This is a genomic window from Stenotrophomonas rhizophila (assembly GCF_001704155.1).
Classification (GTDB): domain Bacteria; phylum Pseudomonadota; class Gammaproteobacteria; order Xanthomonadales; family Xanthomonadaceae; genus Stenotrophomonas; species Stenotrophomonas rhizophila_A.
In genome coordinates this window covers 3,802,199-3,822,402 of record NZ_CP016294.1, presented here as the reverse complement: position 1 = coordinate 3,822,402, position 20,204 = coordinate 3,802,199, and the positions used below count along the sequence as shown (strand labels likewise).

Sequence of the window (20,204 nt, the reverse complement as noted above, 5' to 3'; positions counted from 1 at the left end):
GCCGGTTGCCGCGCCCTACCGGCAATCCCGGTCAAGGCGCGCATCCACGCCACGCTGCTCGCGGCTGATCGCATCGCGCTCGCCCTGCAGCGCGCTGTTGTAGCGCCGCACCAGCTCCCAGCGGCGGTCACGCAGGATCGAACACACTTCGCTGGCGGGCAACGGGTGGCACTGGTCGCGCACCAGCACGTTGCCGGCCGGAACCACCACGTCCTGGTAGGTGCCCGGGTACGCCGACCCTTCGCTGTGCCACTGGGTACTGCCGCTGCCGACGGAGAGGCTGCCGCCAACCCGTGAGCCGCCGCCGGAAACGGTCAGCGAGCCGCCACTGGAGCTGACCGAGCCGCTGCCCATCGGGGCGATCGGGGGCAATGGGCGTGGTCCCGGCCCCGGTCCCGGGCCAGGGCCAGGGCCAGGGCCGGGATGGATGCCACCGGGCCGGCGTCCTGGGATCCAGGCGCTGGTCCACACCGGCACCCAGCGCGGATTGCCCTCGCTGGTTTCGCTGGTATACCGGCTGCCGTCGTCGCGGATGCATTCGTACATCGGCTGCGGCGGCTGTACCTGCACATAGCGCACCTCGCGCTCGGGTGCTGCCGGTGCCGGCGTGGCGGGGTCACGGTCGCTGCGCACCACGCGCGGCGCCGGATCGCGCGGGCGCTGCATCTCGCGCACTTCCTGGCGGCCGTCGCGGCAAGGGGCGTCCTGCAGCGATACCGCCCCGTTGCTGCCTACGCAGCGGTAGACACGCACGCTGCTGTCCTGCGCCGCCAGCGGGGCGCTGCACAGCAGCAACAGGTAGAGCGGGAGGGCAGGGTGTGGGCGCATGGCCGCAGTGTGCGGCCTTGCCTGTGCAGGCGCAAAGAACGCCATGCGGCTCAGGTGCGCAGGACGTGGCCGGTGAGGGCGTCGCGGATCGGGGTGGGCTGGTCCAAGCCACCGGTGGCGCCGTCAACCAAGCCGTCCAGGTCGCGCAGCAGGTTCGGGTCCAGTCCCGCACGGCTGCGCGCCGGCGGCTGGCCGGCCAGGTTGGCGCTGGTGGACACCAGCGGCCCGCCCCATGCGCGGCACAACGCCGCCACCAGCGGGTGGGCGCTGACCCGCACGGCAATGCCGGTGTGTTCCCCTGTGATCCATCGTGGCGCGCGAGGCCCGGCGGGCAGGATCCAGGTATTGGCGCCGGGCCAGCTGGCCAGTACCTCGTCCCTGCGCTCGGCAGGCAGCGCGTCGATCCGCACCCAGCCTTGCAGCTGGGCCAGGTCGGCAGCGACCAGGATCATGCCCTTCTCGACCGGCCGCTGCTTGAGTTGCAGCAGCTTCAGCACGGCCGCTTCGTTGGCCGGGTCGCAGCCCAGTCCCCACACCGCTTCGGTGGGGTAGGCGATCACGCCGCCGGCGCGCAGCGCGGGAGAGGCAGAGTCGACGGTGAGTTCATTCATGGTGACGACCGTTCCAGTGCGCCGTGTTGTCGCCCGACCCACGGTCGGGCGCTACCGGGGTCAGGCCTTCTTTACTGCCTTCTTTGCTGCGGCCTTCTTCGTGGCGGCCTTCTTGGTCGCCGCCTTCTTCGCAGGTGCCTTCTTGGCAGGGGCTTTTTTGACGGCCGCCTTCTTCGCCGCCGGCTCCTTCTTCACTGCCGCCTTCTTCGCCGGGGCCTTCTTGGCCACGACCTTCTTGGCGGCCTTCTTTCCGAAGCCCTTGCGCACCGGCTTGCCGGTTTCTTCCATCAGCTGCTGCACTTCGGCCAGGGTCAGCGAGGCCGGCTCGCGATCCTTCGGGATCTTGCCGTTCATCTTGCCGTCGCTGAGGTACGGGCCGAAACGGCCGTTCAATACCTGGATCTCGCTGCCGTCGAATTCCTTGATGATGCGGTTGCGGGCGATCTCTTCCTTCTCTTCGATCAGGAACACCGCGCGGGCCAGATCGATGGTGTAGGGGTCATCTTCCTTCTTCAGCGAAGCGTAGGTGCTGCCACGCTTGGCGAACGGGCCGAAGCGGCCGATGCCCACGCTGACGTCCTCGCCCTTGTCCTCACCCAGCGCGCGCGGCATCAGGAACAGCTCCAGCGCGTCTTCCAGATTGATGGTGTGCATCGACTGGCCCGGGCGCAGCGAGGCGAACTTGGGCTTGTCCTCGGCGTCCTCGGCGGTGCTGCCGATGGCCGCGTACGGCCCGAAGCGGCCCAGCCGGACGCTGACAGGCTTGCCGGTCTTGGGGTCAGTGCCGAGCTCGCGCGCGCCACTGGCCTCGGCGCGGTCGACCGATTCCTTCTTCTCTTCCACCAGCTGGTTGAAGGGTTCCCAGAAGCGGGCCATCAACGGAATCCAGTCTTCTTCGCCGCGCGACACCGCATCGAGCTCGTCTTCGAGCTTGGCGGTGAAGTCGTAGTCCACGTACTGGGTGAAGTGGCTGGAGAGGAACTTGGAGACCGCACGGCCCACGTCGGACGGGCGGAAGCTGCGGCCTTCCATTTCCACGTACTTGCGGAACAGCAGGGTCTGGATGATCGACGAATAGGTCGACGGACGGCCGATGCCATACTCTTCCAGCGCCTTGACCAGCGCCGCTTCGGTGAAGCGCGGCGGCGGCTGGGTGAAGTGCTGTTCGGCCAGGATGCGCTCCAGCGGCACGCGGTCGCCGGGCTTCATCGCCGGCAGCTTGCGGCCTTCGTCGTCGTCCTCGGCGCTCTTGTTGTCCTTGCCTTCCTCGTACACGGCCAGGAAGCCGGGCACCACCACGGTGGTGCCGCTGGCGCGGAACACGTGTTCGCTGCCGGCCGACAGGTCCACGCTGACGGTGTTGAGCGTGGCCGGAATCATCTGGCTGGCCACCGCACGCTTCCAGATCAGCTCGTACAGCTTGCGCTCGTCGTCGGTGAGGTAGCGCGCCACCGACGCCGGGGTGCGCAGCGCGGCCGTCGGGCGTACCGCTTCATGCGCTTCCTGGGCGTTCTTGGACTTGGTCTGGTAGGTGTTGGGCTTGTCCGGCAGGGCGGCAATGCCGTAATCGCGGGCGATCACGTCGCGGATTTCGGCCAGCGCATCCTGGGACAGGTTGACCGAGTCGGTACGCATGTACGAAATCAAGCCTACGGTGCCTTCGTCGCCGATCGCCACGCCTTCGTACAGCTTCTGCGCCACCTGCATGGTCTTGCGGGTGGTGAAGCCCAGCTTGCGCGAGGCTTCCTGCTGCAGCGTGGAGGTGGTGAACGGGGCGGCCGGACGGCGCTTGCGCTCCTTGCTGGCCACGTCGGTGACGTGCAGGTTGCCCTGGGCGGCCTGCTGGATGCGCAGGCGCGCGGCCTCGGCGGTGTCGCCGTCGGTCACGGTGAACTGCTCGAACTTCTGGCCGTCCAGCTTGATCAGGCGGGCATTGAACGGCTGCGAGGGGTGCGCGCAGGCGGCATCGATGCTCCAGTATTCGCGGGCGATGAAGGCTTCGATTTCTTCCTCGCGCTCGACGATCATGCGCAGCGCCGGGCTCTGCACGCGGCCGGCGGACAGGCCGCGCTGGACCTTGCGCCACAGCACCGGGGACAGGTTGAAGCCGACCAGGTAATCCAGCGCGCGGCGCGCCTGCTGGGCATCGACCAGGTCGCTGGCGATGGCGCGCGGCTGGCTCATCGCCTCCTTGATCGCGCGCGGGGTGATCTCCGTGAAGACCACCCGCTGCATCGGCTTGTCCTTGACCAGCCCGCGTTCCTTCAGGATCTCGGCGATGTGCCAGCTGATCGCCTCACCCTCGCGATCCGGGTCGGTGGCCAGGAAGATGTCGTCGGCGCCCTTGGCGGCCTTGGCGATCGCATCGACGTGCTTCTCGTTCTTCTCGATCAGGTCGTAGCGCATCGCGAAGTTGTTGTCGGGGTCGACCGCACCTTCCTTGGGGACCAGGTCGCGCACATGCCCATACGAGGCCAGGACGGTGAAGTCCTTGCCGAGGTATTTGTTGATCGTCTTGGCCTTGGCGGGCGATTCGACGATGAGCAGGTGCTTGGGCATGTCGTTGATTTCTGTGGGCAGCAGCCCGGGAGAGGGCGCTAGGGTGGAGCAAATGGCCGCATTAGTGAAGGGCAGCCGTCGAATTCCATATGCTGAACGCCCGGGTATGCGCCGGGCGTTCAGGTTTTGCGCCTGCTAGAGGAATCACGCCGGAGCCGCCTGTGTCAAGCGGCCGGGTGTGAGGGCCGGTCAGGACATGGACGCGGCAATGGCCCCGAAACCGAGGATCAACAGGCCGATCATGGCCACCGTCAGGATGCCGCTGATGACCAGGATCACGATGGTGACCGTGCCCAGGCCTCGTTCCTGGAACTCGGCGTTCTCGGTGAAGGCCCACTTGTCCACCACCAAGGTGTCGCACAGCATGTCGTGCAGTGCCTGCTTGCGCTCGGTGAAGGCGGCCATGATGAAGCCGATGAAAAGGGTCAGGCTGCTCAGGATGAAACCGAAGTAGCGGCCCACGCCGCGCAGGAAGGTGATCCGCTCGCCGTCGCTGCGCACCACCTTGATGCCCACGGCCATCTTGCCCAGGGTGGCGCCGCCGCGCGAGGCGTGGAAGCCTGCGTAGTAGCCGATGCCGATGGCGAAACCGCTCAGCATGGCCACCAGGCTCATCGCCAGGGCCAGGCTTTCGTTGCCGCTGGACGCGCCGATCAGGTTGAACACCACGCTGACCGGGACGTTGATGATGCCCACCACGATCGAGTCCAGGAAGTATGCCGCGTATCGCTTCCAGAAGCCGGCGTAGACCACCTCGCCACCGCCCACCACGGCCGCGCCGTAGCCGCCGGTGGCGGCAGGTGCCGTATACGGCGAATAGGTGCCGCCGCCGGTGCCGGGCAGCGGTGCGGTGCCGTTGTCGATGGCGGTGTAATCCCCGCGCAGGTCGAAGCCGCTGCCCAGGTTGCTCGCGGCGCTGGTCAGGTTCTGCAGCTGCAGTTCCTCGACCGCTTCGGACACCGGCTTCCACTGCGGGTAGCCTTCGCGCCATACCAGCGTCGTGAGGCTGATTTCACCGCGCTGGAAGCGCTGGCGCAGGTCTTCGACCAGCAACGGACCCTGGCGGTCCTGGCCGTCTGCGTAATACCACTCAGTCATTGCGTGCTTCCCCTCTCATCCATAATTGAAGTGCTGCTCAACCGCGGCACTGCGCGGGCAGATACTTGGTGTCGAGATCGCTGCTGCAGGTCCACGCCTGGCTCTGCATGTCGTATTCGAACCACAACATTTTGCCATCGAGTGCGCGCTTGCCCGGCACGGCAAATTCCATTTCGATGCCGCACTTGTCTTCGCCGATGCGGCCGATGCGCACCGCACCCACGTAGTCGCCGGCGTACGAGGTCGGGCTCTGGAAGCCATCGTCGGCGTTGACCGGGCAGCGGTCGGTGCTCATGGCGAACTCGGTCACCTGGTTCTTCAGCTGCGACACGATGCCCACCGCATTGGCCACGCGGGCACGGTGCTGGTAATCGCTGTAGGCAGGAAGCGCGATCGCGGCAAGGATGGCGATCACCACCAGGAACACCAGGCCCACCACCAGCCCGATGATCAGGCAGCCGGAGGTCTTTTTCGGCGGCGGCGCGGCGCGCGGGTAACCCGGCGCCGAGGCATAGGCGGGCGTGGCCGGCCCGGGTCCGGTGGCGCGCGGCGCAGGCGTGTCGAACCCGGGAATCCTCGGCGGGCTGGGCACGACCGGCTCCAACTGCGGGGCGTCCAGCGGGAGCGGCGGATCCACCGCCGGCGGCGGTGCGATCACCAGACCGATCTCGTCGGCGACAGTTCGCAGGGGCTGCCATTGGGCAAGCCCGTCGCGCCATACCAGGGTATCCAGCGCAATGCGGCTGGACTGGTACAGCGCGATCAACTCTTCAGATGTCAGCGGACCCCGCTGCTGACGATTCCCTTCTGCATAGAACCACTGGCTCACTTTCCATTCCCCTGAATGCGCGAAGCACCCAGTGTACGGTCAGTGAAGGGGTTCCGGTTCGTCGACGAACATCTGGGTTTCCATCCAGGCATACGCTGCCTCGGCGCCGGGCTGGTTGAACAGCACCATCAGCACCACCCATTTGAGGTCGTCCAGGTCCAGTTCGTCCTGGTCCAGGGCCATGGCGCGGTCCAGCACCAGCTCGCGCTGGTTGGCATCCAGGATGCCGTGCTGTTCCAGGAACATCAGGAAGCCACGGCCTTCCACGTCGAGCTTGTCCAGCTCCGGGCCATGGAAAATGCGCACGGGACCGTCGACGCGGGCCAGTGTCACAGCCGGGCGCTGCTCGGCCAGGGCGTCCAGCCAATCGAAGGCCTTGTTGATTTCGGTGGGGCTGAAGCCGGCCTGTATCAGGCCGTTCTGGAGGGAGTCGCGGTCGCGGATGAGGTCCGCGTCTTCGCTGAAATAGTGTTCGAACAGGTACAGCAGGACATCCAGAATGCTCTCTTTCATTGCCCCTCGGCCTGCGTCAACGACGCTGTGGAGGTGAAGAAACTAGGGTTTTCGACAGTAGCGGCCATGGTTGGCGACCACCTTTCCATCCAGTTCCATGATCAGCAGCATGGCCGACAGCTGGTCCGCCGTCAATCCGCTGCGCTGGATCAATGAATCCATACCCGTTGGGTTTTCATCCAGCGCGTTCCACAATCGCTGGTAGTCGGGGAGGGGGAAGGGGGAAGCGCTGGCATGCGCCGACCGTGCCTGTTCATTGGGGGCGTCCAGGCGCCAACGCAAGGCCTGCCCCAAGCTGGCGGCCGCCCCGGTCAGCCCGGCCACGACCTCGGCCGGGGTTTCCACCAGCTGGGCGCCATCACGGATCAGCCGGTGACAGCCGCGCGCGCGCGGGTTGCGCACCGAGCCGGGCAGCGCGAATACCTCACGGCCGATCTCCGCGGCCAGGCGCGCGGTGATCAGGGCCCCGGAGCGGGCTGCCGCCTCGATCACCAGGGTGCCCAGGGTCAGCCCGGCCACGATCCGGTTGCGGGCCGGGAACTGCCCCGGGCGCGCCACGGTGCCGGGCGGATACTCGCTGACCACGGCCCCGCGCTCGGCGATGCGTGCCTGCAGCGCTTCGTGCCGGGGCGGGTAGGTCAGGTCCAGGCCGGTGGCCACCACGGCCACGGTGCGCCCGCCGGGTACGTCCAGGGCGGCCTGGTGGGCCCGCGCATCGACCCCGGCGGCCAGCCCGCTGACCACGCCCAGGCCGCTGCGGGCCAGGGCGCCGGCGAACTCGGCGGCCAGCTCGGCACCCGTGGGCGATGGGGTGCGGCTGCCGACCACGGCCACCGCGGGGTGCCAGAGGGTGGCCGGGTCGCCGTGCACGAACAGCGCCAGCGGCGCCGGATCCAGCGGGCGCAGCAGAGTGGGATAGTCGTCGGTTTCGATCGACAGCAGGTGCCGGCCGGGTTGCGACAGCCAATGCAGGCCGCGAGCGAGCGCGTCGCGGTCGGGCAGCGCCAGCAGTGCCCGCTGGTGCGGGCTGCAACCGGCGGCGCGCCATGCGGCAGGGCCGGCACCCAGGGCCTGGGCGGGATCAGCGAAGCGGACCAGCAGGGCGCGGCGGGGTGCCGGGGCGCCACCGGCGAGGACCAGGCGCAGCAGCGCCTCGGTAGAGCAGGGCAGGTCATCGGGCATCGGCTCAGGCTAGCCCGCATACGACGACGGCGCCCTGGGGCGCCGTCGTGTTGTTGCGTCAGGATGTGTACCGACCAACGGTCGGTACCTACCGCGTGGTGGGGTCGGCAGCGCCGACCCGGCGCGGTTATTGCGCGTCGGGGTGCTTGGCCGAATAGCCGACCAGCACCGGCTTCACGCCCTGCATCACCAGCGCATAGCTGACCTTGTCGAAGGTGCGGAACACCATCGCGTGGGCGGCGTACTCATCGGGCAGGGAAACGCGCCCGGCACCGTCGGTGAGCGAGTCGTCCATGCGCGAGGAGCCCGGGTACTTCATGCGGTGGGCCACATGCCGCCCCTGGCGCCACAGCGAAACCACGGTTCCGTTGTCGATGCCGTTGGCGCTGCCTGCCGAGATCGCGATGACGTCGCGCGGGCCGCCGGCCAGGTACATGTCCGTCACCGCCAGCACACGAACGTCCAGGCCTTCGGTCTGGGCGGCGGGGGCGTGCGGGAAGAACTGCAGGTCGTACGGGGTGGCTTCCACCGGCACCAGGCGGTCGCCGGCGCGCACTTCACGCCCGTCGGTCCGGCCCTGCAGCGCGATGGAGGTCACGTCCGACTTGTCGTCCGGCACCTTCACGACCGTGCCCACGTTCAGCTGGGACAGCTCGTAGCCCAGCATCTCGTTGCGCTTGCTCGGCGCGGCCACGAAGTTCTTCCACAGGTTGCCGCTGCCCGGAGTGACATCCCCGTTGGCGGTCAGGTCCTCGGTCGGCTTGGGCAGCGAGTAGCGCACGGTCGGTCGGACCACGGCCCAGCGCTGGCCCACCTGTGCCCCTTCCAGCCCCCGCACGTAGGCGGTCTGGCCGGTGGTGGCGCGCAGGCGGTTGTCTTCCAGGGCCACCACGTAGGGCAACGAGTCGATCTCGTCCACCACGCTGAGCTGCTTCAGGAAGGGTTCGACCTGGCTGAGCGGGATCGCATTGATCGGCGCTTCCTGGCGCGGGCCGGGCTGGGCCACGACGCGGTCCAGGTAGGCCAGGCTCAGCACGTCACCTGGATAGATGAGGTGCGGGTTCTTGACCTGCGGGTTGGCCTGCCAGATTTCCGGCCACAACCACGGCTTTTTAAGGAAGCGCGCGGAAATGTCCCACAAGGTATCGCCCTTCTGGACGACGTAGGTTTCCGGGTGCCCGCCATTCACTTCAACGGCGGTAGCATAGGTAGCGACGGTCAGCATCGCGACGGCGACGACCGTACGAGTTCTTTCAAACATAGGTGTGGTGCCTGATTCCCCAACAGGTTCGAGCACTATAGTCCAGAAACCGGGGCGCAAGGCAAGCGTTGGCGATAGAATTGCGACGTACGCCGCTTTAAGGGCGCCCCCAAACGGTATTTGCCATGGCCATCCTGCCCATTCTCGAGTTCCCGGACCCGCGCCTGCGCACCAAGGCGGCGCTGATCGACGCCGCCGAAGTGACCACCCCGGCCTTCCAGGAACTGATCGACAACATGTTCCAGACCATGTACGACGCCCCGGGCATTGGCCTGGCGGCCTCCCAGGTCGACGTCCACAAGCGCTTCATGGTCATCGACGTCAGCGAAGAGAAGGACACCCCGCGGGTGTTCATCAACCCGGAGATCGTGGCCAGCGAAGGCGGCCAGGTCTACCAGGAAGGCTGTCTGTCGGTGCCCGGCATCTTTGCCGACGTGACCCGCGCCGACACCATCACCGTGCGCTTCCTGGACCGCCAGGGCGTGGCCCAGGAGCTGACCACCGACGGCCTGCTGGCGGTGTGCGTGCAGCATGAGATGGACCACCTGGACGGCAAGCTGTTCATTGATTACCTGTCTCCGCTCAAGCGCGAGATGGTCCGCAAGAAGCTGGCCAAGTCGCGCAAGCACGTTGCCTGACCTGGCCACGCCGCCTGACCGGTTGTTCGGCGCCGTGCCCCGGCGCCGTTTTTCTTTCTGCAAGTGGGAACGCCATGAAGATCGTCTTTGCCGGAACGCCTGAGTTCGCCGTCGCCTCGCTGCGCGCCGCCGCGCGCCACCAGGAGGTGGTGGGCGTGTACACCCAGCCGGACCGCCCGGCCGGCCGTGGCCGCGGGCTGATGCCCTCGCCGGTGAAGCTGGAAGCGATCGCCCGAGGCATCCCGGTGTTCCAGCCCGAATCGCTCAAGACCGAACAGGCCCAGCAGCAGCTGCGCGACCTGCAGCCGGACCTGATGGTGGTGGTGGCCTACGGGCTGATCCTGCCCAAGGCGGTGCTGGCCATCCCGACCTACGGTTGCTGGAACGTGCATGCCTCGCTGCTGCCACGCTGGCGCGGCGCCGCGCCGATCCAGCGCGCCATCCAGGCCGGCGATGCGGACACCGGCGTGTGCCTGATGCAGATGGAAGCCGGGCTGGACACCGGCCCGGTGCTGCTGCGCCAGCACACCCCGATCCAGGCCGGTGAACTGGGCGGCTCGCTGCACGACCGCCTGGCCGAACTTGGCGCGCAGGTGCTGTCCGACGGCCTGGGCCTGCTGCGCGCCGGCCTCAAGCCGATCGCCCAGCCGCAGCCGGAACAGGGGGTGACCTACGCGCACAAGCTGGACAAGGCCGAAGCGCGGCTGGACTGGTCGCAGGATGCGCAGGTGCTGGAGCGCACCGTGCGCGCCTTCAACCCGTGGCCGATTGCCGAAGCCCAGCTGGCCGGCGAGCGCGTGCGCATCCACGGTGCGGTGGCGCTGGCCGACAACCAGGGCAAGGCCCCGGGCACCCTGCTGGCGGCCGGCCGCGACGGCATCGATATCGCCTGTGGCCAGGGCGCGCTGCGCCTGCGCGTGCTGCAGCGCGAGGGCGGCAAGGCGATCACCGCGGCCGACTACCTCAATGCCCGCCGCGACCTGGCCGTGGGCACCTGAGATGGCCCAGTCCCGCCAGAACAAACCGTCCCCCGCGCTGTCCGGCCTGGCCCCGGGCGTACCCACCCGCGTGCTCGCCGCCCGTGTGCTGGCCCAGGTGATCGGCCGTGGGCGCTCGCTCAAGGCCGAACTGGCCACCGCGCTGCCTACGCTGGACGACAGCCGCGACCGCGCCCTGCTCGAAGCGTTGTGCTTTGCCGTGCTGCGCCGGCGCACCGCCTATGACGCCGCCCTGGCGAAATGGATGCAGCGCCCGCTCAGCGTGCGCGAGGACGAACTGCGCGCGCTGCTGCTGGTCGGCTTTGCCCAGCTCGATGCGCTCGACCTGCCGGCGCATGCCGCACTTTCGGCCACGGTCGACGCCGCCCGCGCGCTGGGCAAGGAGCGCCAGGCCGGAATGGTCAATGCATTGCTGCGCCGCGCCCAGCGCGATGGCATTCCAGCGCTGCCGGCGCGCGAGGCCTTCCCGCAGTGGATGGCCGAACAGATCGAACAGGACTGGCCCGACCAGGCCGAGGACGTTTTTGCCGCCAGCCTGCAGCCGGCGCCGTTGTGGCTGCGGGTCAACCGCCAGCACGGCAGTCGCGATGTGATGCTGGAGCGGCTGCAAGCGGCCGGCATCGCCGCCGAGGCCAGCGCGCTGGGCAGCGATGCGATCCGCCTGCCGGTACCGGTGGCCGTCTCCGCGTTGCCAGGCTTCAGCGATGGCGCGTTGTCGGTGCAGGACCTGTCGGCCCAGCAGGTGGCGGATGCGCTGGCCGTGCCCAAGGGCGCGCGCGTGCTTGACGCCTGCGCCGCGCCGGGCGGCAAGTCCGCGCACCTGCTCGAGCGCGACCCGAGCCTGCGGCTGCTGGCGCTGGATATCGATGCGCGCCGGCTCAAGCGCATCAGCGAGACCTTCGCGCGCACCGGCGTGGGCGAACACGCCCAGGTGCGTGCGGCCGATGCCACCGATCCGGCCAGCTGGTGGGACGGGCAGCCTTTTGATGTGATCCTGCTCGATGCGCCGTGCTCGGCCACCGGCATCATCCGCCGCCAGCCGGACGTGCTGCTGCACCGCCGCGCTACCGATATTCCGGCGCTGGTGGCGTTGCAGGCGCGCCTGCTCGATGCCTGCTTCGGCATGCTCGCCCCGGGCGGCACCCTGTTGTATGCGACATGCTCGATCCTGCGCGAGGAAAACCAGTTCCAGATCGAGGCCTTCCTGCAGCGCACCCGCGGCGCGGGGTTCCTGCCACTGGGTGACGCTTACGGCCATGACTCCTGGGCCGGGCGCCAGCGCCTGCCCGGGGAACAGGGTGCTGACGGCTTCTTCTATGCACGTCTGCTAAAGAAAGGGTAACCCTGCACCGTTAGAATCGCGCCCATGCTGAAAACACGCGAATCCCGGGAATTCTGGTTGCTTGCGCTGATGGCCCTGCTGGTACTGGGGGCAGGGCTGGGCATGCGCGATCCCTGGCCATCGGACGAACCGCGCTTTGCGCTGGTGGCCAAGCAGATGGTGCTCAGCGGGGACTGGCTGTTCCCGCACCGTGGCACCGAGCTGTACTCGGACAAGCCACCGATGCTGATGTGGCTGCAGGCCACGCTGTATACGTTGCTGCGCGACTGGCGGGTGGCGTTCCTGCTGCCGACCCTGCTGGCGTCGCTGGGCACGCTGGCCTGCGTGTATGACCTGGGGCGCCGGCTGTGGACCCGCAAGGTGGGCCTGTACGCCGCCTGGGCGCTGCTGTTTGCGGTGCACTTCACCTTCCAGGCAAAGAAGGCCCAGATCGATCCCCTCGTGGTGTTCTTCATCACCCTGGCCAACTACGGCCTGCTGCGCCACCTGCTGTGCGGGCCGACCTGGCGCTGGTGGTGGCTGGGCTGGTTCGCCGCCGGGCTGGGGGTGATCACCAAGGGCGTGGGCGTGCTGGCGCTGTTCATGCTGGTGCCGGCGCTGGCCGCCGTCGCCATGGGCTGGCCGCGCGTCCGGCTCGACCTGCGCAACTGGCGGTTCTGGGTGGGGCCGTTGGCCTTCCTGGCCGCCATTGCGCTGTGGCTGGTGCCGATGGTACTGGCCGCCACCGCCAGCGGCTCGGCCGAATACCGTGCGTACATGAACGACATCCTGTTCCGGCAGACCGCCAAGCGTTACGCGCAGTCCTGGGACCACCACCAGCCGTGGTGGTATTTCCTGGCCACCATGCCGTCCATGTGGGTCCCCGCGTTCCTGCTGGTGCCATGGGCGATCCCGGCCTGGTGGCGGCGCCTGCGCCGGCACGACCCGCGCTACCTGCTGCTGCTGGGCTGGTGGCTGCTGATCGTGCTGTTCTTCTCCATTCCGCACGGCAAGCGCGATGTCTACATCCTGCCGGCGCTGCCGATGTTCTGCCTGGCGCTGGCCCCGCTGCTGCCGGGCCTGCTGCGGCGGCGCGACGTGCAATGGGTGCTGGGCGGCTTCGCGCTCCTGCTTACCGTGGCGCTGCTGGGGATCGGCGTGGCCATGCTCGGCGGTGAGCCCAGCTTCGAGCGCAAGCTCATCCTTGAGCGCGGCATCGACACCTCGGTGACCGCCGCGCTGGGCTGGGTGGGCATCGCGCTGGGCAGCTGGGGCGTGGTCAGCCTGGTCTTCAGCGGTGCGCGTCGTTTCCACCTGGCGGTGGTGTCGATCCTGGCCATGGCATGGGTGGCTTACGGGCTGGTGGGCTACCCGCTGTTCAACGATTCCAGTTCGGCGCGCGGGCTGATGTACCAGGTGGGCCAGCGCATCGGCCCGGATGCCGAGCTGGGCCTGGTGGGCTGGAAGGAACAGAACCTGCTCATGTCCGACCGGCCGGTGCGCACCTTCGGCTTCAAGCGGCGCTGGTACCTGCAGCTGCAGGACGGCCGGGCATGGCAGGCACAGGCGCCCGAGCAGCGCTGGCTGCTCGTGCAGCAGGCCGCACTGCTGGCCTGCGTGGACCGGGCCCAGGGCGAGCGGGTGGGCGTGGCCAACCGGCGGGGCTGGTGGCTGGTACCGGCGCGTGCGTTCGCAGGGCCCTGCCAGCCCAGTGCCGTGGACCTGGCGCGGATACGCCGCGAACAGGGCAAGGAAGAGGGCGAGGACTGACCCTGCGCTCATGGATCATTCCCGACCGATCAGCGACAATGCCGCCCGCTCTGCCCGAGTCGCATTGAACGTGAACAACGCGCTTCCCCGTACCGCCGGCGTCCACCCTGTCCTGGCCTGGGTGTTCACGGTCGCGCTTGGCCTGTCGCCGGTACTGCTGATGTCCACCATGGACGGCGGCAGCGCGGGCTATTACGGGCTGGTGCTGCTCAGCTTCATCGTGCTGGCCTGGGTGCGTCGCCCGGCCGTCGGCACCGTCTGGTGCGACAACCGCCGCGAGTACCTGTGGATGGTGGCAGGCATGGGCGTGATGCTGCTGGGCGTGCTGACCAGCCTTGCCGTGCATGGCATCTGGAAGGGATCGGAAACCGAAAAGGCGGTGCGTTTCCTCACCGTGGGCCTGATTCTCGCCGCCGCGTTGCGCATGCCGCGCCCTGTGCTGGCCCATGCCGCGTTCGGCCTGCTGGCCGGCATCTGGTATGCCGTGATCAACGTGGCTTGGCTGGTGCTGAGTACCGGTGCGCGCCCCGCGACCCGCCAGTTCAACGCCGTCACCTACGGCGACCTGACCCTGTTGTTCTCGGTGATCGCCTTCCTGTTGCTGGGCCTGCGCATCACCCGCTTCCGCCGCACCGAGTTCGCACTCAAGCTGGTCAGCGGCATCGCCGGTATCGGGGCGTTCCTGGCCACGCAGACCCGTGGCGGCCTGCTGGCCATTCCGTTTTTCCTGTTCATTGCGCTGCTGGTGCAGGGGCGCCGCATGAACCGCTTCAAGGTCCTGGCCGCTGCGCTGCTGCTGGGCCTGGCCGGCATCATCGTGGCCAGCGACGCCTCGATGCGCGAGCGCATCCACCTTGGCGTGAGCGAGTTCGACCAGTGCCAGGTGGCGCACCTCTCTGATACCTCGGTATGCATCCGCCTGCAGCTGTGGAGCGCGGCCGGCCATATGATCCGCAGCGAGCCGCTGTTCGGCGTGGGCGGCGGCGACCGCTTCCGCGAGGAGCTGGCGCAGCTCGCCGACGCCAAGCAGGTCACCCCGACCGTGGCGCGCGACTTCGGCGAAACCCACAACGACCTGCTGTACTTCCTGGCCACCTACGGCGTGCTGGGCGGGTTGGGCCTGGTACTGCTCTACATCGCGCCGGGCTGGGTGTTCGCCAGGCGCCTGCGGCTGGGCGTGACCGACCGGCCCACCCGCCTGTTCGCTGGTGCGGGCCTGATGATCTGCGTGGGCTTTGCGGTGTTCGGCCTGACCGAAATGATGTTCCGCGACATGCGCACCGCCTCGTTCTACGCCACCTGGATCGCCTTCTTCCTGGCCCTGTCCGACCCCCTGCGCCTGCGCACCCCAACCGACGTGTAGAGCCGACGTGTAGAGCCGACGTGTAGAGCCGACTGTTAGTCGGCTGCTAGTCGGCTGCCCCACCCAACACCGCCAAATAACAAGCTTCAGTCAACGCACTGAACGTCTCCAACCCGAACGCTTCCACCGCATGCGCGCGCGCGGCCTGGCCAACGGCCGGCAATGTCTGCCGCTGCTCATACAGCGCTACCACCTGGGCCGCAATGGCGGCCACGTTCCGCACCGGCACGATCCAGCCGTTGTGCCCATGCGTGATGTTCTCAGGCAAACCCGCGTAATCACTGACCATCACCGGCTTGCCCATCGCCATCATTTCGCGGCAGGCAAACGAGATGGTTTCCACATCGTAGGACAGCACGAAGCCCGCATCGCCGCTGGCCACGAACGGGCGGATGTCTTCCAGCAGCCCGGCAAAATGCACCTGCCCGGCCACGCCAAGCTGTTCCACTTCCGCCACCAGAAGCGGGTCGGGCTCGCGTCCGGCCACGGCCATGTGCACCTTGCCGCGCAGCGGCTCGGGCAGGGTGGCGATGGCGCGGGCCAGATCGATCCAGCCCTTGTGGCCATCGGTGCCGGCGTTGCTCACCAGCACCAGCGCATCCGGGTCAAGCGTCCAGCGCGCGCGCAGCGCCGCGCCATCGGCGGGCGCAACCGGCGAAAAGCGCTGCAGGTCCACCCCGTTGCGCACCACGTCGATCGGGCAGTGCCGGTACGGGCTGTCCAGCAGCATCTGCCGGGTGTGTTCGGACACGGCGATCACCCGGTCGGTGCCCCAGCGCGCACGCACGGCATTGCCGAAGGTGTTGCTGGATTTGCTGTTGTGCTTGGTGAACACCAGCTTGGGCCGCCGGGACAGACCCGCCACGGCCTCCATGGCCACCCGGTGATCGCGTGCGCCGTTGGCATGCACGATATCGATGGCGTGCTCGCGGATCAGCCCGCGCAGCGTGCGCAGGTCTGCCCACTGCCGGCCCAGCGTGGCCAGGCCGCTGCTGAAGGCGATCTCCACCGGCTCGGCGATGCGCTCCTGGCGCACTACCCGCAGTATCCGGCTGCCGCCGGGTGCGGCCATGAACAGCTGATGGCGCGGCGACAGTGCGCGCGCCAGCGACGCCAGGTAGGTGGTGTGCCCACCGCCATCACCGGCGTGGAAGTTGGTGTAGAGGATCTTCATGGGGGCCTTCGGTAATACGCCCCCAAAGTCTGACATACCCGTGTTCAGGGAGTGTCGCCAACGTCCCGTGGCGGATCGCTGACCGGCTGCCCGTGCTGCAGCATCCACAGCATGATGGTCTTCTGCCGCACGTAGTTGGCGCGCACGTAGGCATACACCAGGCCATGCCAGCCATCGCGGAAACCGCCGCGCAGCAGCAACCCCCGCCAGAACCGCCACGCCGGGGCCAGCACCAGCTTGGCCAGCGTGGCGCGCTTGCCGCGCGCGAACTCGTGCTCGGCCATCATCCGCGCATAGCGCTGGGTCTTGGCCAGCTGCTGTTCCAGTGAGCGGTAGGGGTAGTGGATGAGGTCGCCGCGCAGGGTGCCCACGCTGCCATCGACACTGGCTGCTTCGTGGATCTCGCGCTTGCCGCGCCAGCCGCCGTGGCGGCGGTCGAACAGCCGCAGCACCCGGTCCGGGTAGGCATTGCCATGGCGCAGGAACTTGCCGAAGTACTCGGAAAGCCGGGCAAAGCGATAGCCATGGTGGCCGGTGAAGCCCACCGCCTGGGCGGCGAGGATCGCTGCGCGCAGGTCGTCGCTGATGCGTTCGTCGGCATCCAGGCACAGCACCCAGTCGTGCGTGGCCTGCGCCACGCAGAATGCCTTCTGGCTGCGGAAGCCGTCGAACGGGCGTTGCAGCACCCGCGCCCCGGCGGCCGTGGCGATGGCCACCGTGGCATCGGTGGAGTACGAGTCCACCACGATGACCTCATCGCAGAAGGCCAGCGAGGCCAGGCAGTCGCCGATGCGGTCGGCTTCATTGAACGCGATAATGCAGGCCGAGATGCGAGGCCGTTCAACGGGAGCGGTCGTGGAGGACATGATGGCCGAGTACCTGCTGTTTGCGACGGAACGCTATGCGTTGCCTATTCTCGCCCCGTTGGCCCAGGCGTTGCACGCCTCCGGTCAACCGGTGTCGGCGTGGTTTGCCGACGGAGCGGCCGGGGCCAGCCTGCCAGGCGTGCCCAACGTTGGCCTGCAGCAGGCGCTGGCGCTGCGCCCGCGCGCGGTGTTCAGCGCGGCCAACTGGGTGCCGCCGTTCATTGCCGGGGCCAAGGTGCAGGTCTTCCATGGCTTCAACGTGCAGAAGCGCGACAGTGCCCGTGGCCACTTCCGCGTACGCGGGCTGTTCGACCTGTACTGCACCCAGGGCCCGGCCACCACCACCCCGTTCCGTGAGCTGGCCGCACGTGAGGGCCACTTCGCGGTAGCCGAGACCGGCTGGCCCAAGCTCGACCCGCTGTTCCTGGACGACGGCGGCGCCAGTGCGGCGCTGCGCGCGCCCGCGCAGGGGCGGCCGGTGATCCTGTTCGGCTCCACATTCACCGAGCGCCTCAGTGCGGCCCCGCACCTCTACGAGCAGATCGCCGGGGACATCGCACGGGGCGGCCACTACTGGCTGCTGACCCTGCACCCCAAGTGCCCGCCGGAGTTGTTCGCGCGCTACCGCGCACTGGCCGGCGCCAACGCCGCCTTCATCGAACCGGAACAGGTGATGGCCGCGCAGCGCGCCGCCGATGTGCTGGTGTCGGACACCTCCTCGATCGTCTCCGAGTTCGTGGTGCAGCACAAACCCGTGGTGACCTTCCGCAACCGCGTCCCGCAGCCGCACATGATCGATTTCGACGATCCGGCCCAGCTGCCGGCGATGCTGGCACGCGCGCTGCACCCGGAGCCGGCGTTGATGGCGGAGATCCGCCGCTACGCCGACGACATCCACCCGTGGCGAGACGGCCGCTCCAGCGAGCGCGTAATCGCCGCCACCGAGGATTTCCTGGCAGGCGAGATGGGTATCCTGAAGCGCAAGCCGTTCGGCGCGTGGACGCGCGGCCTGCAGATCCGCAAGGACCTGGGCTATTGGGGCCCATCAAAGCGATAACGGTTACCGATACGGGCGGCGCTTCACGAACGCAGCATTGAGCTGTTCAAACACCGCCCGCGCCTCGGCTTCCGGCAGATACCGCAGGCACAACGCGATGCTGCCGCTTGCCCCCGCCGTATCCAGCCATACGCTGGACGTGCCCAGCCACCGGTCCAGCGGCGAGCGGCCCAGCCGCAGCGCCTGCAGCTTGTCCAGCTCGGCAAACCGCCACCAGCGCTGCCACCAGCCACCGCGCACGGCCACGTAACGCGCATCCAGGTGCCAGCCCATATGCGCCATGGTGCGATGTGCGCGCAGCGCCGACCACGGCAGCCACGCCAGCACCAGCGCGCCCCACGGCCCCACTTCCCACACGGCACCGGCAGCCAGCAGCGGCACGATCACCAGCGCCGGCAGGCACAACCGCCACCAGCCGCGCAGCGGCACCGGCCGCCACTGCGCCGGTGGCCACTGCAGCTGCGGCAGAAGGTGCTGCACCAGCGTGTTGCAGGCCTCGGGCGTAGCCAGCGGCGCCAGTTCGCGCAGGTCGCGGCGTTCGCCATCGGTGGATACACCTGCGGCGATATCGATGCGCAGGTGGCGGCGATTGAACCAGCGCTGCAGCGCGGTTTCGCGCAGCGTCCAGGCCTGGATCCGCCGGCGCGCCACACTGGTGCGCATACGCGTGAGCAGGCCGCTGGCCACGGTGAGGCGGCGCTCGTGTTCGGTCAGCCGGAAGCCGTGATAGCGCAGCAGCGCCACTGCCACGGAGAACACCCGCAGCAGTGCCCAGAAGCCGATCACCATTACCAGTGCCGCCACCACCCAGACCCAGGTGGCCGGGTGCAAGGAGCTGGCATAGCCGAACGCCTGGCGGCCACCGTGTTCAATGGCGTCGTCGACCGCGCCGCGCGGGAACAGCTGGTACGACGCACCGATAGCGGCCAGCACCACCACCCAGCCGCGATTGGACAACAGCCCGACGCGCACCACATCGGCGGTACCCAGCTGCAGCAGGACATCTTCGGCCGGGACGTCGGGGGTTTGCACCGCCGTCGTATCCCCGCTGGCCACCTGCTGCTGCCCGCGCTGGCGCACCAGCTGCTCCAGCGCCAGCGCCTGGTCCAGCTTGAGCACGCGCATTTCCGCTTCCGGCCGATTCCCGCCGGCCGATTCCAGGCGCAGTTCGGCCACGCCGAACAGCCGGTGCAACGGATTCTGGTGCACCACCACGTTGTGGATGCGTGCGAAGGGAATCTCGCGCCGGTTGCGTGAAATCACCCCGCTGCGCACGCTGATCGCATCGCGGCCGATCCGGTAATGGAAGGTGAGGTACTGCAGGATGGAAACGGCCACCAGCACCACGATCACCACCAGCGCGGCCAGGTTCGACCACATCTCCTCCTGGTCACTGTCGCCGCGGCCACCGAACACCACCAGCGCTACCAGCGGCAGCAGGAACTGGCGCAGCTGCATCAGCAGCACGAACAGCCACGACCATGGATGCAGGCGCTGGTCGGGGGCGCCGTCGTCAGCCAGGGGTGTGCTCACAGGGCGTCGTCGTCCTGGTCCAGCTGGCGCCCCAGCGTATCGCGCAGGTGCTCGGCATCGGCCTGGTCCAGCCCGGCCAGCGACACCGCACTGAAACGGCTGCCGGCGGTATGCACCACCAGGGTGGACAGCCGCGCGGTGCGTTCGATCGGGCCACGGCGCAGGTCCAGGTGCTGCACGCGCGACAGCGGCACCCGGGTCTCCAGCTGCCACATCAGGTCACGGCGCACGCCCAGCCCCTGCGCATCCAGCCGCCACCACGTGCGGCGCTGCCGGCGGAAGCCGAAGACGCCGCCGATCAGCGCGCCGGGAATCAGCATGGCCGGTCCCGCGATCCAGCGCATCGGCAGGTCGAAGACCACCCACAGCGTGCCGAGCACGCCCCCGATGAAGATTGCACCGGTGATGGCACCGGCCACGCCGGCGATGGTGGCCGCGCGCAGCGGCAGCGGCTGCCACGTGCCCTGGTCGGGCAGGGGGGGCGGGGACGGCAACGGGGCAGGGGACGGGTCGGACAAGGCAGGCGCTCGGCAGGAGGAAACATGCCGGGCGTCCACATCAGGTCGGCTGCGCCCGTCGCGCAGACGGTAGCAGGTTGGCGCG

Annotated in this window: 18 protein-coding genes; 6 read left to right on the top strand and 12 right to left on the bottom strand. The window is 68.5% G+C overall.

The features are described from left to right. Window positions 1-15 precede the first annotated feature (15 nt). From BAY15_RS17045 to BAY15_RS17010, 8 genes are all read right to left on the bottom strand, one after another. The gene (locus BAY15_RS17045) at window positions 16-828 is read right to left on the bottom strand and encodes a DUF4124 domain-containing protein (RefSeq protein WP_068854177.1); all 813 of its coding nucleotides are present in this window, start codon (window positions 826-828) and stop codon (window positions 16-18) included. Window positions 829-878: 50 nt separating this feature from the next. Continuing rightward, window positions 879-1,439, bottom strand: a complete 561-nt coding sequence (locus BAY15_RS17040; RefSeq protein WP_068854176.1) for a Sua5/YciO/YrdC/YwlC family protein — start codon at window positions 1,437-1,439, stop codon at window positions 879-881. A gap of 60 nt (window positions 1,440-1,499) precedes the next feature. Then, window positions 1,500-3,998, bottom strand: a complete 2,499-nt coding sequence (locus tag BAY15_RS17035; RefSeq protein ID WP_068854175.1) for a DNA topoisomerase I — start codon at window positions 3,996-3,998, stop codon at window positions 1,500-1,502. 189 nt (window positions 3,999-4,187) lie between these two features. Beyond that, complete coding sequence (locus BAY15_RS17030) at window positions 4,188-5,096, bottom strand: RDD family protein (protein ID WP_068854174.1); 909 nt, start codon at window positions 5,094-5,096, stop codon at window positions 4,188-4,190. 37 nt (window positions 5,097-5,133) lie between these two features. Then, window positions 5,134-5,925 (bottom strand): pilin, encoded by a 792-nt coding sequence (locus BAY15_RS17025; protein WP_068854173.1) that lies wholly within the window; start codon window positions 5,923-5,925, stop codon window positions 5,134-5,136. Window positions 5,926-5,964: 39 nt separating this feature from the next. Further along, on the bottom strand, window positions 5,965-6,438 hold the full coding sequence (locus BAY15_RS17020; protein ID WP_068854172.1) for a DUF494 family protein: 474 nt from the start codon (window positions 6,436-6,438) through the stop codon (window positions 5,965-5,967). 42 nt (window positions 6,439-6,480) lie between these two features. Next, window positions 6,481-7,620 carry a DNA-processing protein DprA gene (dprA, locus tag BAY15_RS17015; RefSeq protein WP_068854171.1) on the bottom strand — a complete coding sequence of 380 codons (1,140 nt, stop codon included), beginning with the start codon at window positions 7,618-7,620 and terminating at the stop codon, window positions 6,481-6,483. 127 nt (window positions 7,621-7,747) lie between these two features. Continuing rightward, complete coding sequence (locus BAY15_RS17010) at window positions 7,748-8,881, bottom strand: LysM peptidoglycan-binding domain-containing protein (protein WP_068854170.1); 1,134 nt, start codon at window positions 8,879-8,881, stop codon at window positions 7,748-7,750. 125 nt (window positions 8,882-9,006) lie between these two features. Here BAY15_RS17010 and def point away from each other — a divergent pair, with 125 nt between their 5' ends. The 5 genes from def (at window position 9,007) to BAY15_RS16985 (ending at window position 14,971) form a co-directional block, all read left to right on the top strand. Continuing rightward, window positions 9,007-9,519: a peptide deformylase gene (def, locus tag BAY15_RS17005; protein ID WP_068854169.1), complete on the top strand. Its 513-nt coding sequence runs from the start codon at window positions 9,007-9,009 to the stop codon at window positions 9,517-9,519. A 74-nt stretch (window positions 9,520-9,593) separates the two neighbouring features. Continuing rightward, window positions 9,594-10,517: a methionyl-tRNA formyltransferase gene (gene fmt / locus BAY15_RS17000; protein ID WP_068854168.1), complete on the top strand. Its 924-nt coding sequence runs from the start codon at window positions 9,594-9,596 to the stop codon at window positions 10,515-10,517. Between the two features lies 1 nt (window position 10,518). Then, window positions 10,519-11,859, top strand: coding sequence for a 16S rRNA (cytosine(967)-C(5))-methyltransferase RsmB (rsmB, locus tag BAY15_RS16995; RefSeq protein WP_068854167.1), 1,341 nt, complete (start codon window positions 10,519-10,521; stop codon window positions 11,857-11,859). Window positions 11,860-11,883: 24 nt separating this feature from the next. Further along, entirely contained in the window at window positions 11,884-13,608 is a 1,725-nt protein-coding gene (locus BAY15_RS16990; RefSeq protein WP_068854166.1) for an ArnT family glycosyltransferase, read from the top strand. A gap of 70 nt (window positions 13,609-13,678) precedes the next feature. Then, a complete protein-coding gene (locus tag BAY15_RS16985; RefSeq protein WP_068854823.1) occupies window positions 13,679-14,971 on the top strand; it encodes an O-antigen ligase family protein in 1,293 nt (430 codons plus the stop codon). Window positions 14,972-15,017: 46 nt separating this feature from the next. On the opposite strand, the gene BAY15_RS16980 is transcribed toward BAY15_RS16985, so the two are convergent. Both BAY15_RS16980 and BAY15_RS16975 read right to left on the bottom strand, forming a co-directional pair. Further along, window positions 15,018-16,145, bottom strand: a complete 1,128-nt coding sequence (locus BAY15_RS16980; RefSeq protein WP_068854165.1) for a glycosyltransferase — start codon at window positions 16,143-16,145, stop codon at window positions 15,018-15,020. 44 nt (window positions 16,146-16,189) lie between these two features. Continuing rightward, window positions 16,190-17,011, bottom strand: coding sequence for a glycosyltransferase family 2 protein (locus BAY15_RS16975; RefSeq protein WP_068854164.1), 822 nt, complete (start codon window positions 17,009-17,011; stop codon window positions 16,190-16,192). Between BAY15_RS16975 and BAY15_RS16970 the strand changes: the two genes are divergently transcribed. After that, on the top strand, window positions 17,010-18,068 hold the full coding sequence (locus tag BAY15_RS16970) for a CDP-glycerol glycerophosphotransferase family protein (RefSeq protein ID WP_068854163.1): 1,059 nt from the start codon (window positions 17,010-17,012) through the stop codon (window positions 18,066-18,068). The genes BAY15_RS16975 and BAY15_RS16970 overlap by 2 nt on opposite strands. Before the next feature lie 3 nt (window positions 18,069-18,071). Here the strand turns inward: BAY15_RS16970 and BAY15_RS16965 are convergent, their stop codons facing one another. Together BAY15_RS16965 and BAY15_RS16960 are read right to left on the bottom strand one after the other, a co-directional pair. Then, window positions 18,072-19,601 carry a PH domain-containing protein gene (locus BAY15_RS16965; RefSeq protein ID WP_068854162.1) on the bottom strand — a complete coding sequence of 510 codons (1,530 nt, stop codon included), beginning with the start codon at window positions 19,599-19,601 and terminating at the stop codon, window positions 18,072-18,074. After that, window positions 19,598-20,119 carry a PH domain-containing protein gene (locus tag BAY15_RS16960; protein ID WP_237334284.1) on the bottom strand — a complete coding sequence of 174 codons (522 nt, stop codon included), beginning with the start codon at window positions 20,117-20,119 and terminating at the stop codon, window positions 19,598-19,600. The genes BAY15_RS16965 and BAY15_RS16960 overlap by 4 nt, the downstream gene beginning before the upstream one ends. Window positions 20,120-20,204 lie beyond the last annotated feature (85 nt).

Bases quoted from the DNA above. Each gene is read 5' to 3' on its own strand.
- BAY15_RS17045 (WP_068854177.1), bottom strand. From the start codon at position 828: ATGCGCCCACACCCTGCCCTCCCGCTCTACCTGTTGCTGCTGTGCAGC.
- BAY15_RS17040 (WP_068854176.1), bottom strand. From the start codon at position 1,439: ATGAATGAACTCACCGTCGACTCTGCCTCTCCCGCGCTGCGCGCCGGC.
- BAY15_RS17035 (WP_068854175.1), bottom strand. From the start codon at position 3,998: ATGCCCAAGCACCTGCTCATCGTCGAATCGCCCGCCAAGGCCAAGACG.
- BAY15_RS17030 (WP_068854174.1), bottom strand. From the start codon at position 5,096: ATGACTGAGTGGTATTACGCAGACGGCCAGGACCGCCAGGGTCCGTTG.
- BAY15_RS17020 (WP_068854172.1), bottom strand. From the start codon at position 6,438: ATGAAAGAGAGCATTCTGGATGTCCTGCTGTACCTGTTCGAACACTAT.
- dprA (WP_068854171.1), bottom strand. From the start codon at position 7,620: ATGCCCGATGACCTGCCCTGCTCTACCGAGGCGCTGCTGCGCCTGGTC.
- BAY15_RS17010 (WP_068854170.1), bottom strand. From the start codon at position 8,881: ATGTTTGAAAGAACTCGTACGGTCGTCGCCGTCGCGATGCTGACCGTC.
- def (WP_068854169.1), top strand. From the start codon at position 9,007: ATGGCCATCCTGCCCATTCTCGAGTTCCCGGACCCGCGCCTGCGCACC.
- fmt (WP_068854168.1), top strand. From the start codon at position 9,594: ATGAAGATCGTCTTTGCCGGAACGCCTGAGTTCGCCGTCGCCTCGCTG.
- rsmB (WP_068854167.1), top strand. From the start codon at position 10,519: ATGGCCCAGTCCCGCCAGAACAAACCGTCCCCCGCGCTGTCCGGCCTG.
- BAY15_RS16990 (WP_068854166.1), top strand. From the start codon at position 11,884: ATGCTGAAAACACGCGAATCCCGGGAATTCTGGTTGCTTGCGCTGATG.
- BAY15_RS16980 (WP_068854165.1), bottom strand. From the start codon at position 16,145: ATGAAGATCCTCTACACCAACTTCCACGCCGGTGATGGCGGTGGGCAC.
- BAY15_RS16970 (WP_068854163.1), top strand. From the start codon at position 17,010: ATGATGGCCGAGTACCTGCTGTTTGCGACGGAACGCTATGCGTTGCCT.
- BAY15_RS16975 (WP_068854164.1), bottom strand. From the start codon at position 17,011: ATGTCCTCCACGACCGCTCCCGTTGAACGGCCTCGCATCTCGGCCTGC.